Source organism: Enterococcus sp. 9D6_DIV0238, from assembly GCF_002174455.2.
In the GTDB taxonomy this organism is placed as follows: domain Bacteria; phylum Bacillota; class Bacilli; order Lactobacillales; family Enterococcaceae; genus Enterococcus_L; species Enterococcus_L dunnyi.
The window spans coordinates 843,662-857,113 of record NZ_CP147246.1 but is presented as its reverse complement, the minus strand read 5'-3'; the positions used below and the strand labels follow the sequence as shown (position 1 = coordinate 857,113).

Below are 13,452 nucleotides of genomic sequence, written 5' to 3'. Positions count from 1 at the left end.
AAAGTGCTAAGAAATCTAAGAAAGTTTTGTGCATGACAGTGTCCTTACTGAGGAATGTATAACGGCATATGTCCAGTTAGAACAATTGTTACAACAAAGATAATGAAAATTCCCAATGCCCATTTCGCTGCTTCTTTTTGCCATTGTCCCATATCTAAACCAGTTAAACGAAGCAACAAGTAAATGAAGGCAACCAATGGACTCAATAAGTGGAACGCTTGCCCCATCAATGATGCTAACGCCATTTGCATATCTGTAAATCCATACGCACGTCCAGCTTCTGCTAACACAGGCAGTACGCCGAAGTAAAAACCATCATTTGAAATAAAGAATGTACCTGGTGCTGAAATCAAAGCGATCACTAAGCCCCAGAAGCCAGCTAATTGATCCGGAATGATTTTTGTGAAACTTTGAGCTAATGCATCTGCCATACCAGTTCCTTGGAACAAGCCCATGAAGACACCAGCTGCAAAGACTAATATAACTACTTGAACAGCATCTCCGCCGTTAGCCCCGATTCGTGATGACTGATCTTTTAAAACAGGATAGTTGACCATCAAAGCAATAACCGTACCGGTCAAGAATAAGAATAACGGTGGTAAACCAAGTCCAACAAATGAATCTGTTACTAATAAAGCAATCAAGCCAATTGTCATAATAGCATTGAATAGCCAATTTTTTGGACGACGAATCGCTAATGTTTCTTCATCTGTCACAGTTGTCATTTCATCGATTTCAGCATCTGTTAGCTGTTTGACACCTAAGCGGGCACGTTCTTTTCGACCCATTGAAGGAGCAACGATGAAGATGACATATAAAAGAGCAATGATCATACCAGGAATCAGATAAGCTAAAATTTCTGCTCCAACATTTAAAACACTCATTGCACGAGCAGTAGGTCCGCCCCATGGTAGTAAATTCATGATCGTATTTTGTAAAATAACCAAAACACCCAAATTCATCAATTTCATGTCCAGTTTTTTATAAATAGGAATAAAAGCTGAACAGCAAATCAATGTAGTCGTTGTTCCGTCTCCGTTAAGAGAAACAGCAGCAGCAACAACCGCAGTTGCGATCAATACTTTCATTGGATCACCTTTGGCAATGTGGATCATCTTTTTGGTGATCGGATCAAATAGACCGGCATCCAACATGATTGAAAAATAAAGAATCGCGAACAAGAGCATAATACCTGTAGTAGAAGTTGTCTTGATTCCTTCCATTACAAAGTCTCCGATGGATCCCTTGTTTGAAACACCAGTGAAGATGGCTATCAGTGCAAAGATCAGTGGAATCAAAACTAGTGCTGTAAACGGTGACATTTTCTTTTTCATGATCACAAACATAAAGACGATGATCATGACGTAAGACAAAACAGTAAGTAACATTTTTTCTCTCTCCTTTGATAATAAAATTGTTGTCTGAAACAATCAGAGAATTAGAATAGCAATTGAAATAAGATAACAATATAACTGATTATGAAAACCCTTTCTTGTTTCGTTTAACAAGCTTAGTGTAAAGCAAGTCTGTTGAGATAAATAGTTAGCAATGAGAAAAAGAACACCAAAAAAACAGGAATGATAACGGTTTCTTAAAGAGATGTTAATAAGATGTTAATAAAATATTAAATGCTTGGAAACGCTTATATATCAATGTTTCCAGTAAGTTTGCACGGAAATGTCTACTAAGAAACAACAAAAGAACAATTTGAAAACACTGATATTGTTTTTTTGTCGAAGATTTTACCTATAATGAAATCATAAGCAGAAAGGATGTGAATCCATGGGGTTATTTAGCCGTCTTTTTACTAAAGAAAGTGGGGAAATAAAAACAGAGCATAATCAGATTCAACCGATTGAAGAAGATTCTGAATGGCAAAAAATAGCGGGGTATATTCCTGTTGAACGTGAAGAATATGAACGCATTTCAGTCATCGCTACTGCTATTGCAGCTGGTGATCAGCCAGATAGTAGTTTTACGATCAAACGCATCATGAAAAGAAATCCGGAGGCAGAACTTGTTTCAGTGATTGCTTCTAGTATTGCCTCAGCAGACCAACCAGAGAGTCAATTTGTTGTTCGATCGATTCAAGAGAAAAAATAGTTGTGCTGATGTGGATGTTTGAAAAATAGGTTTATATTCAAGGCTGAACGAGTCTGTTACGCTTTTGCTGGGAATCACAGCGAAAGAAATTGAGCTGATGATGAACAGTACAAGACTTTCGTTAGAAAGTGTTGATCATTTATTTTATCTAGCTGCACAAGCCAGTTTTTCGGAAAAAAGATAAAAATAAATTGTGGCAAAAAGCACCACATTTTATTTTTCCTATTTTTCTGTCAAAACTGAACGGCTTGTTCCGCCATTATTGTTATCTAGCTACACAGGCTAGCCTTTCGGGAAAAAGATAAAAATAGAGCGAGGTAAAGAGCACCTCAATCGATTTTTCCTATTTTCCAGTCAAGGCTGAATGAGCCTGTTACGCTTTTGCTGGGAATCACAGCGAAAGAGATTGAGCTGATGATGAACAGTACAAGACTTTCGTTAGAAAGTGTTGATCATTTATTTAATTAGGAGGAGTTTACATGTTACGTAAGTTTAAAATTTCTATTGATGGAAAAGAGTATTTAGTTGAAATGGAAGAAATTGGTGGAGTGCCGCAAGCGCCAGTTGCTGCACCAACAGCTCCGGCTGCTGCGCCTGTAGCAGAAGCAACACCAACGCCTGCACCCGCACCTGCTGAGCAAACTGCACCAACGACAAGTTCACCAGCTGGCAGTGATGCAATGCCATCACCTATGCCGGGAACGATCTTAAAAATTTTGGTGAATGTTGGAGATACTGTACAGGAAAATCAACCGCTGATGATTCTTGAAGCAATGAAAATGGAAAACGAAATCGTTGCTGGAAAAGCTGGTACAGTCACAGGCATCCACGTTCAACAAGGCGATATGGTCAACCCAGGAGAGCCGTTGATTACAATCAAATAAATAGAGAAAAAAGAGTTTAATTTTAAAAGAGGAAGTGACGTTTGTGGAAACATTAATTGAAGGTGTAGTAGGGATGGGACAGGAACCTGGTCGTATTGTCATGATGCTGATCGGAGGCATCTTGATGTACTTAGGGATCAAAAAAGAGTACGAACCTACCTTGCTAGTACCAATGGGATTAGGAACGATGTTAGTTAACTTTCCCAACACAGGGGTATTAAGTGCTGGTGGCGAAGCTGGTCCATTTCAAGTGTTGTTTGATATGGGGATTTCAACGGAATTATTTCCATTGTTACTATTTATCGGAATAGGCGCTATGATCGATTTCGGACCATTATTACAAAATCCATTTTTATTATTGTTCGGTGCAGCCGCTCAATTTGGGATTTTCTTTACGATCATTGCTGCAGTACTATTAGGGTTTGATTTAAATGATGCCGCTTCTATTGGAATCATCGGAGCAGCAGATGGACCAACATCTATCTTTGTTGCGAATACATTGAATTCAAAATATATGGGTGCAATCATGGTAGCTGCTTATTCATATATGGCCTTGGTTCCAATCATTCAACCTGTAGCGATTAAAGCTGTTACAACGAAAAAGGAACGTAAAATTCGTATGACTTACCGTGCTGGTGAAGTATCGCAGACAGCGAAAATTTTATTCCCGATCGTGATTACGATCGTCGCTGGTTTAGTAGCACCAGTTTCTCTACCACTAGTTGGGTTCTTGATGTTCGGGAATTTACTACGTGAATGTGGTGTTTTAGATCGTTTATCTGTTACAGCGCAAAATGAGCTGGTAAATATCATCAGTATTGTATTGGGACTGGCGATTTCAGTGAAAATGCAGTACGAGGAATTCTTACAAGTTGATACCTTGATGGTTATTGGTCTTGGCTTAGTGGCCTTTGTGATGGATTCAGTTGGCGGTGTTTTATTTGCAAAATTATTGAATCTGTTTAGAAAAGAAAAAATCAATCCAATGATCGGTGCCGCTGGTATTTCAGCATTTCCAATGTCAAGTCGCGTGATTCAAAAAATGGCAACAGATGAAGATCCTCAGAACTTTATTTTAATGCATGCAGCAGGTGCAAATGTATCTGGGCAAATTGCGTCTGTTATCGCCGGCGGCTTATTATTAGCATTGCTTGCGTAGTGGTTTATAGAAAAAAAGGGAGAGGAGTTTGTTTATGTCAGCTGATTTACTAAAGTCATTAGAGCTACTGATTTTTGGTTGGGGCGGCGTGTTTGTTGTCATTTTTGTGATTTACTTTGCGTCTTCGATGTTGAATAAATTATTTCCGCCAAAAAAGTAGGAAGTGATGAATAATGACTATCAGAAGAATTTGGCTTGATCGAGATCCATTAGGCAAACAGCAGTGGGCAGATTTTTTGATAACTGCCGGACTATTTCCTGATGAGCAGTTAGATTATACGATTGGTATCTACGAACAGGAAAAACTGATTGGAACAGGATCGATTTTTAGGAATATTTTAAAATGTGTGGCGATTGACGCTTCTTATCAAAATGAAAACCTGCTTACTCAGATTGTTCAGGCATTACGAGAGCGACTGCGGGATATCGACTATCAGCATTATTTTTTATATACAAAGCCAAAAACGAGTCAATTGTTTCATTCTTTAGGATTTACTGAAATCGCGGCAACGTCAGATCTAGTTTTTATGGAGCAAGGCTTTCCAGATTTTAATGACTATTTGACGGAGCTCAAAAAGCAGCAACGAAAGACAAAGAATAATGCAGCAATCGTAATGAATGCCAATCCATTTACAAATGGTCATTTATATTTAGTTACAGAAGCTGCTAAAAGTGTAGAAACGGTTTATCTTTTTGTTTTGTCTGAGGAACGTTCGCTGTTTGATGCAAAAACACGTTTTGAACTTGTAAAAAAAGGAACGAAGCATTTAGAAAATGTTGTTGTTTTACCGACGCGAGAGTACATGGTATCCAGTGCGACCTTTCCATCTTATTTTTTGAAGGATCAGGCAAAAGCTAGTATTGCACAAGTACAGGCTGTTTTGGATGCCACGTTATTTAAAGAAAAAATTGCTTCTGCTCTGTCGATTTCTACTAGATTTGTTGGAGAAGAGCCATTTTCTGAAGTAACAGAAATTTATAATCAGGCGATGAAAAAGACCTTCGGATCTGCACTAAAGCTAGTTATTTTACCAAGAAAAAAAAGTGGTGAAGAAGTGATTAGTGCCTCTAGAGTTCGTGCTTTAATGGATGAGAAAAATTATGCAGCGATCAAGGCACTTGTTCCGCCTACAACTTTTGAAGCAATAACCAAACAAAATAATAAGTAATGAGGTGTACACTTTGGAAATCAAACAAAACGCATCTGCTGGAACAACTGAATCAAGTGATATCATGATTACAATTGGAAAAAATAGTGGAAACGGAATTCTAATTGAACTGGACAGCAGTGTCGAAAAACAATTTGGCCGTCAAATTCGTGAAAAAATACAGGAAACCTTGACTAATTTATCCGTCACTGACGCAAAGGTTCAAGCAATTGATAAAGGTGCATTGGATTGTACGATTCAAGCAAGAACAGTCGCAGCTGTATACCGAGCTGCTAATGAAGAAACGATTGATTGGCAGGTGATTCACTCATGGAACGCTTAAGAAGAACAATGATGTTTGTACCCGGAGCGAACGCATCGATGTTGCGGGATGCAACATTATATGGCGCAGACTCTGTGATGTTTGATTTGGAAGATGCTGTTTCGTTAAAAGAAAAAGACAGTGCACGCCTGCTTGTCTACAATGCTTTACGAACATTTGATTATTCAATGGTGGAAACAGTGGTTCGAATCAATGGATTAGATACAGTTGGGCATCAGGATATTGAGGCGATGGTTTTAGCTGGCGTAGATGTCATTCGTTTACCTAAAACAGAAACGGCTCAAGATATCGTAGATGTAGATAACGTTATCACTGAAATGGAAAAGAAATACACGATTGAAGTGGGTACGACGAAAATGATGGCAGCGATCGAATCAGCGGAAGGTGTGCTGAATGCGCGTGAAATCGCTAAGGCTAGCGAACGGCTGATCGGTATCGCATTAGGTGCAGAAGATTATGTGACGAATATGAAAACACACCGCTATCCCAATGGACAAGAGCTCTTTTTTGCCCGCAGCTTTATTTTACATTCTGCTAGAGCTGCAGGAATCGCTGCAATCGATACGGTTTACTCAGATGTCGATAATACAGAAGGCTTCTTAGCTGAGGTTGAGCAGATCAAACAACTAGGCTTTGATGGAAAATCAGTGATCAACCCTCGTCAAATTCCTTTAGTAAATAGTGTTTATGAACCAACTGCTAAAGAGATTCAACAAGCAAAAGAAGTGATCTGGGGAATCCGCGAAGCCGAAGCAAAAGGCTCTGGTGTTATCTCAGTCAACGGAAAAATGGTCGACAAACCGATCGTTGAACGAGCAGAACGTGTCATTGCTTTAGCGATCGCAGCAAAATTGATTTCTGAGGAGGAAGTCTAGAATGAAAAATAATGTAGGCAAAGAAATTCCAGATAATTATGCTGAAAATTATGGCGTGTTTTCCGGTGAGTTCACGAATATCCATGAATATAAAGAATCCAGCCGAACGATCCAGCCGGTTAGACCACGTGATACAAAATTATTGGGGAGCTTAAGAGAAGCGATTGAAAAAACAGGACTAAAAGACGGAATGACGATTTCATTCCATCACCATTTCCGTGAAGGTGATTTTGTCATGAATATGGTTTTAGAGGAAATCGCAGCAATGGGAATCAAGAACTTATCGATTGCCCCGAGCTCGATCGCCAATGTTCATGAACCATTGATCGAGCATATTAAAAATGGAGTCGTTACAAATATCACCTCAAGCGGTCTACGTGATAAAGTCGGAGCAGCGATTTCAGAAGGCATTATGGAAAATCCAGTTGTTATTCGCTCTCATGGTGGTAGAGCCCGCGCAATTGCTGCAGGAGACATTCACATCGATGTTGCCTTTTTAGGAGCACCAAGCTCGGATGCTTATGGCAATGTCAATGGAACAAAAGGAAAAGCAACTTGTGGTTCTTTAGGCTACGCGATGATCGATGCGAAGTATGCTGATCAAGTAGTGATCATTACAGATAGCTTGATGCCATATCCGAATACACCGATCAGTATTCCGCAAACAGATGTTGATTTTGTTGTTGAAGTTGATGCGATCGGTGATCCAGCTGGGATCGCCAAAGGAGCTACTCGTTTTACTAAGAATCCTAAAGAACTTTTGATTGCAGAGTATGCAGCTAAAGTGATCACTCACTCACCTTATTATAAAAATGGTTTTTCCTTCCAAACAGGAACAGGTGGAGCGGCTTTGGCCGTATCTAGATTTTTAAAAGAAGCGATGATCAAAGATGGGATCACTGCAAGCTTTGCTTTAGGCGGTATCACGAATGCGATGGTCGAGTTGTTAGAAGACGGATTAGTAGAAAAAATCATTGATGTCCAAGATTTCGATCATCCATCAGCAGTGTCATTGGGTGCTAATGACAATCATTATGAGATCGATGCGAACATGTACGCATCGCCATTAAGCAAAGGATCTGTGATCAATCAACTTGATACAGCGATTCTTTCAGCGCTTGAAATCGATACGAATTTTAATGTCAATGTCATCACCGGCTCTGACGGTGTGATTCGCGGGGCATCGGGCGGACACTCAGATACAAGTGCTGCTTGTAAAATGAGCTTAGTCATTGCTCCGTTGATCCGCGGCAGAATCCCAACAATTGTTGAGGAAGTCAACACGGTTGTTACACCAGGCAGCAGTATTGATGTTGTTGTAACAGAGATCGGTATTGCTATCAATCCGGAACGGGAAGATTTAATGAAGCATTTTGAAGGACTTGATGTGCCTAAATTTACAATAAAAGAACTGCAGGAAAAAGCATACAGTATCGTTGATCGTCCAGAAGCTATTCAATATGGAGAAAAAGTCGTTGCTTTGATTGAATACCGTGACGGTTCGATCATCGATGTGGTCAGAAATGTGTAAAGCCTATTTTCAAGGTGAAGAAGTTGAACTGATCGATATGATGAATGCAAGAGAAAAACGCGTATTGATTCAGCGTGAACTTTTAGGAAAGCATCCGCATGAAATATTGTTGAGCGCAACCATGAATATTCCTGGTCCTGTAAAAACGAATGAGCAACTCAAAGCCGCTTTTTTAACTGTCATTGAAGCAATCGATCGGCTGATTCCTCCTGAAAAAAGAGTTGCACGTAAATACCGTGACGTAAAAACAGGACCTGAATATTATTTAGTCATTAGAGAGACACCTGAAGTATTAAAAAAACAACTGATCGATTTGGAAGAGAGCCATCCTTATGGTCGCTTGCTGGACTTAGATGTTCTTTATCCAAAAGAGCAACAACTACTTTCTATTAGTCGGACAGAGTTGGGTTATCCCGTGCGTCGTTGTTTTATCTGTGAAGATGAAGCAAAGATTTGCGGGCGCCAACGACGTCATAGTATAGAAGAAATGCAGCAAGCAATCAGTCAACTCATTGAGAAAGGAAAGATGAAATGACAAAAGAAGTACTTTTTACAGAAACCGTTCTGCGTGACGGACAACAAAGCCAAATCGCTACACGTATGCCAACAAGTGATATGTTGCCAATTATCCAAACTTTGGATGAGGCTGGTTTTCATGCATTAGAGATGTGGGGCGGCGCGACTTTTGATGCGTGTATCCGCTTCTTGAACGAAGATCCATGGGAACGATTACGAGCAATTAGAAAAGCCGTAAAACATACCAAATTACAAATGTTGTTAAGAGGACAAAATTTATTAGGTTATAAAAACTATGCAGATGATGTCGTTGAAGCCTTCGTACAAAAATCGATCGAGAACGGTATTGATATCATTCGCGTTTTTGATGCGTTGAATGATACTAGAAATCTGCAAACATCGATTGAAGCCACAAAGAAATACGGTGGTCATTGTCAACCTGCAATTTCTTATACGACAAGTGAGTTTCATACAATCGATTATTTTGTGAATTTAACGACGGAACTTGAAAAAATGGGTGCGGACTCAATTTGCATCAAAGACATGGCAGGAATCCTAACACCAAATGATGCGTACCGTTTAGTGACGGAAATCAAAAGCAACATTCAAGTGCCTTTAGAAGTCCATACACACGCGACAAGCGGGATCGCTGAAATGACGTACTTGAAAGCAGTTGAAGCAGGTGCAGACATTATCGATACAGCAATTTCCTCTTTCTCAGGAGGGACTAGCCAACCTGCAACAGAATCTATGGCTTTGGCTTTAGAAAACCTAGGCTATGATACACACTTAAATATGAATAAAGTTGCAGAAATCGCAGATTACTTTAATCCGATTCGTGATAGCTTTAGAGAAGAAGGTCTTTTAAATCCGAAGGTCAAAGATACGGAACCTAAAACATTACTTTATAAAGTACCTGGTGGTATGTTGTCTAATTTGTTGAGCCAGTTAACGGAGCAAGGACTTGTTGATAAATATGAGGAAGTATTGAAAGAAGTACCGAAAGTCCGAGCTGATCTTGGATATCCGCCATTGGTAACGCCATTGTCACAAATGGTGGGAACGCAAGCGGTGATGAATGTTATTAGTGGGGAACGCTATAAAATAGTACCAAAAGAAATCAAAGACTATGTCAAAGGATTATATGGGAAACCACCTGTAGCGATCTCTGAAGAAATGACTAAATTGATCATTGGAGACGAGGAAGTTATCACTGTTCGTCCTGCGGATTTACTAACACCTGAGATGTCGACGTATGAAGCAGAAATCAAGGAGTATGCAAAATCAACAGAAGATGTCTTGATGTATGCTTTATTCCCACAACAAGGAAAAGACTTTTTAGGTAGAAGAGAAGACCGTTTTTATGATATTCCGATTCAAGAAGTCACTGTGACATTGGATATTTAAAAAAAACAGCAAGACTCATAAGTGCTTGGTTTTGATATATGGAACGGATACTTGTATTTAGAAGTTGAAACAGAAGCAACTCCGAGAAATAACCAGGAGTTGCTTCTGTTTCTGCCGTTTATTAAGCTTTAGAGTGCGAAACAAAACTGATCATTAGTTTTGTCATGCACTCTTATTTTTACTGCAAAAATAAAAAAATCCATCTTACATGAAATTGATAAAAATACATAAGACTTACTGAAATACATTCCAAATGATGTAAACTAAACCAAACAAATGTCTGAGATACATAAAATGCATATAAGGTTAAAATTAAATGTGAAAAACATGTAAAATAGCTAATTTTAAAAGGGGTAATAAAAAGAGATCACCTATTTTTAGCGGTTTTACACATCTTTTTATATTACGTAAATCTGACATGGTAAAGTCAATTAACCTAACTTTTCTCATTTGTTTAAGGGTTTACATTCCGTTATAATGCCGTTATAATAGCTAAAATTAGATAATGCATAAATACTTCTAATCAAAGATTAATAAAAAGTGTGAGTTTTTACTTTGTTTAAAAGTAGAGGTATTGTGCAACGCTCAAATTTAGGAGGGATGGTTTTGATTTCTAAACAACGATCGGCAGAAACATTTTTTTACTATGACAACCAAAAATATCATTACTATGAGTTAGCGTCACTTGAAACAGAACAAAATCTTTTTGTTTCAAAGTTACCTTTTAGTATTCGGGTATTATTAGAATCTTTACTGCGGCAGAAAAATGGGACAGGCATCACTCAGCAACATATCGATCAATTGGCAAATTGGTCTGCAAAAGAAAAAAATGTAGGAGAGGTTCCTTTTAAACCTGCACGTGTGATTCTTCAAGATTTCACTGGCGTTCCAGCAGTTGTCGATCTTGCTTCATTAAGAAAAACAATTGCAGATTTTGGCGGTGATCCGACTACGATCAATCCAGAAGTACCTGTTGATCTAGTGATCGATCATTCTGTCCAGGTAGATGTGGCAGGTGTAAAACAAGCTTTGCAGCTTAATATGAGCATGGAATTTCAACGCAATCAGGAGCGTTATCGCTTTTTGAGCTGGGCGCAAAAAGTTTTTGATAACTACCGTGTCGTACCACCAGCAACAGGTATCGTTCATCAAGTCAATGTGGAGTATCTTGCTTCTGTCGTGATTCAAAAGAAAATGGAGGATCGATCCACTCTTTTATATCCTGATACACTTGTTGGGACAGATTCACATACGACGATGGTCAATGCTTTAGGTGTTTTAGGCTGGGGAGTTGGCGGTATCGAAGCCGAAGCGAGTATGTTAGGCGAACCTTCTTATTTTCCGATTCCAGAGGTTATCGGCGTACGGTTTGTCAATGAGCTTTCTCAAGGAGCGACTGCGACAGATTTAGCTTTAAAAGTAACACAGGTGTTACGTGAACAAAAAGTCGTTGGTAAATTTGTAGAATTCTTTGGTCCCGGATTGGTAAATTTGAGTTTAGCAGACCGAGCAACTGTTGCGAATATGGCACCTGAATATGGTGCTACTTGTGGCTTTTTTCCTGTAGATGACGAGACGATTCGTTATTTACGTTTGACAGGAAGAGAAGAGCATGCTGTAAAAGTCGCAGAACATTATTTAAAAGAGAATCAGCTATTTTACGAGCCATCAACTGATCAAGAGCCCAGTTACACTAAAGTGATCGAAATCGACTTAAGTAAGATAGTAGCAAATTTAGCTGGTCCAAAACGACCACAAGATCTGATTCCTTTAACAGAAATGAAAAACAGTTTTGAAGAAGCGCTCAATGCACCAAGTGGACTTCAAGGATTTGGTCTGTCCAAGGAGCAGCAAGAACAATCTATTCCTTTAGATCTAGAAGGAGAACACCATGAATTAAAACCAGGTGCGCTGGCGATTGCAGCGATTACTTCCTGTACGAATACATCTAACCCTTTTGTGATGTTAAGCGCTGGTTTGGTTGCTAAAAAGGCTGCTGAACTGGGATTGACAGTGCCTAATTATGTAAAAACATCATTGGCGCCAGGGTCCAAAGTCGTGACTGCTTACCTTGAAAAAGCTGGGCTGCTCCCTTATTTAGAGACATTAGGATTTCATCTTGTCGGCTATGGCTGTACTACCTGTATAGGGAATTCAGGAGCATTAAAACCAGAAGTGGAAGAAGTAATCAAAGAAAATGACTTATTGACTGCTGGAGTATTAAGCGGGAATCGTAACTTTGAAGGACGGATCCATCCTTTAGTCAAGGCAAACTATCTTGCATCACCACCGCTTGTTGTACTATATGCATTAGCAGGAACTGTAGCTATTGATGTGTTTAATGAACCAATAGGGATCGATAAAAATGGCATACCAATCTATTTCAATGATTTATGGCCTTCTAGAGAAGAAGTTCAGCATTTGATCGATCAGTGTGTCACTCCTGAATTATATAAACAAGAATATGCAGGAGTATTCAATGACAATGAAGAATGGAATAAAATTCAAACGACTGCAGAGCCCTTGTATGCTTGGGATCAAGCGTCAACATATATAGCGAATCCTCCTTATTTTGAAGGAATGTCTCAGGAAAGAACCGTACGAGAACCATTAAAGAATCTAGCAGTTTTAGCTAAATTTGGAGACTCGGTGACAACTGATCACATTTCACCAGCTGGAAGTATACAAAAAAATAGCCCGGCAGGACAGTATTTGACTGAACAAGGTGTTGACATCCGCGCATTTAATTCTTATGGCGCAAGAAGAGGTCATCACGAAGTAATGATGCGGGGAACGTTAGCCAATATTCGAATTCGTAATCAGCTAGTACCAGAGATAGAAGGCGGATACACCATATTCCAGCCCACAAGAGAGACAATGCCGATTTATGATGCAGCGATGAAATATCAGCAGGAAGGAACCAAGCTCGTGATCTTAGCTGGAGATGACTACGGAATGGGCTCTTCTAGAGACTGGGCAGCAAAAGGTGTGCAGTTATTGGGTGTAGAGGCTGTGATTGCCAAAAGCTATGAGCGAATCCATCGTTCGAATTTAGTGATGATGGGTGTGTTGCCGCTACAATTTTTAAAAGGTCAAGATGCGGAGAGTTTAGGTTTAACAGGAACTGAACAATTCGATATCGAGATCGATGAAACCAAAGGGATTTTAGATACAGTAAAGGTCACAGCGAAAAAAGATTCGGGTGAAACGATTGAATTTGAGACGCTATTACGTTTCGATTCTGCGGTTGATATCACGTATTATCAGCATGGTGGTATATTACCGATGGTCATTCGTAAAAAGTTGGAACAAATGGCTTGAAAAACATATAGCTAGTTCTGTGGTAAAAGAATGAATTTGATTTGATGATGAACAGTACAAGATTTTTGAAAGAAAGTGTTGATGATTGATGTTATCCAGCTGCATGAGCCAGACTTTCAGAAAAAAGATAAAAAGAAATTGTGGTAAAAAGCACCACCTTTTCTT

General features: G+C 39.3%; 12 protein-coding genes. 11 read left to right on the top strand and 1 reads right to left on the bottom strand.

Features of this window, described 5'->3' with window-relative positions; genetic code table 11:
• Positions 1-44: 44 nt before the first annotated feature.
• Positions 45-1,388 (bottom strand): CitMHS family transporter, encoded by a 1,344-nt coding sequence (locus A5889_RS04050; protein ID WP_087641343.1) that lies wholly within the window; start codon positions 1,386-1,388, stop codon positions 45-47.
• Positions 1,389-1,782: 394 nt separating this feature from the next.
• Between A5889_RS04050 and A5889_RS04045 the strand changes: the two genes are divergently transcribed.
• The 11 genes from A5889_RS04045 to acnA all read left to right on the top strand — a co-directional run bounded on the left by A5889_RS04045 (position 1,783) and on the right by acnA (position 13,287).
• A complete protein-coding gene (locus A5889_RS04045) occupies positions 1,783-2,103 on the top strand; it encodes a hypothetical protein (RefSeq protein ID WP_087641344.1) in 321 nt (106 codons plus the stop codon).
• A gap of 479 nt (positions 2,104-2,582) precedes the next feature.
• Positions 2,583-2,987 carry an acetyl-CoA carboxylase biotin carboxyl carrier protein subunit gene (locus A5889_RS04040; RefSeq protein WP_087641345.1) on the top strand — a complete coding sequence of 135 codons (405 nt, stop codon included), beginning with the start codon at positions 2,583-2,585 and terminating at the stop codon, positions 2,985-2,987.
• A 43-nt stretch (positions 2,988-3,030) separates the two neighbouring features.
• Positions 3,031-4,146 (top strand): sodium ion-translocating decarboxylase subunit beta, encoded by a 1,116-nt coding sequence (locus A5889_RS04035; protein WP_087641346.1) that lies wholly within the window; start codon positions 3,031-3,033, stop codon positions 4,144-4,146.
• Positions 4,147-4,180: 34 nt separating this feature from the next.
• Positions 4,181-4,306: an OadG-related small transporter subunit gene (locus A5889_RS04030; RefSeq protein ID WP_087641347.1), complete on the top strand. Its 126-nt coding sequence runs from the start codon at positions 4,181-4,183 to the stop codon at positions 4,304-4,306.
• Positions 4,307-4,319: 13 nt separating this feature from the next.
• A complete protein-coding gene (gene citC, locus A5889_RS04025; protein WP_087641348.1) occupies positions 4,320-5,315 on the top strand; it encodes a [citrate (pro-3S)-lyase] ligase in 996 nt (331 codons plus the stop codon).
• A gap of 13 nt (positions 5,316-5,328) precedes the next feature.
• On the top strand, positions 5,329-5,637 hold the full coding sequence (citD, locus tag A5889_RS04020) for a citrate lyase acyl carrier protein (RefSeq protein ID WP_087641349.1): 309 nt from the start codon (positions 5,329-5,331) through the stop codon (positions 5,635-5,637).
• Positions 5,625-6,512, top strand: coding sequence for a citrate (pro-3S)-lyase subunit beta (gene citE / locus A5889_RS04015; protein WP_087641350.1), 888 nt, complete (start codon positions 5,625-5,627; stop codon positions 6,510-6,512). The genes citD and citE overlap by 13 nt, the downstream gene beginning before the upstream one ends.
• Position 6,513: 1 nt before the next feature.
• The gene (citF, locus tag A5889_RS04010) at positions 6,514-8,043 is read left to right on the top strand and encodes a citrate lyase subunit alpha (RefSeq protein WP_087641351.1); all 1,530 of its coding nucleotides are present in this window, start codon (positions 6,514-6,516) and stop codon (positions 8,041-8,043) included.
• Positions 8,036-8,578 (top strand): citrate lyase holo-[acyl-carrier protein] synthase, encoded by a 543-nt coding sequence (citX, locus tag A5889_RS04005; protein ID WP_176372844.1) that lies wholly within the window; start codon positions 8,036-8,038, stop codon positions 8,576-8,578. The genes citF and citX overlap by 8 nt, the downstream gene beginning before the upstream one ends.
• Positions 8,575-9,966 carry an oxaloacetate decarboxylase subunit alpha gene (locus A5889_RS04000; protein ID WP_087641353.1) on the top strand — a complete coding sequence of 464 codons (1,392 nt, stop codon included), beginning with the start codon at positions 8,575-8,577 and terminating at the stop codon, positions 9,964-9,966. Before citX ends, A5889_RS04000 begins: the two co-directional genes overlap by 4 nt.
• A gap of 609 nt (positions 9,967-10,575) precedes the next feature.
• The gene (gene acnA / locus A5889_RS03995; RefSeq protein ID WP_422389713.1) at positions 10,576-13,287 is read left to right on the top strand and encodes an aconitate hydratase AcnA; all 2,712 of its coding nucleotides are present in this window, start codon (positions 10,576-10,578) and stop codon (positions 13,285-13,287) included.
• Positions 13,288-13,452 lie beyond the last annotated feature (165 nt).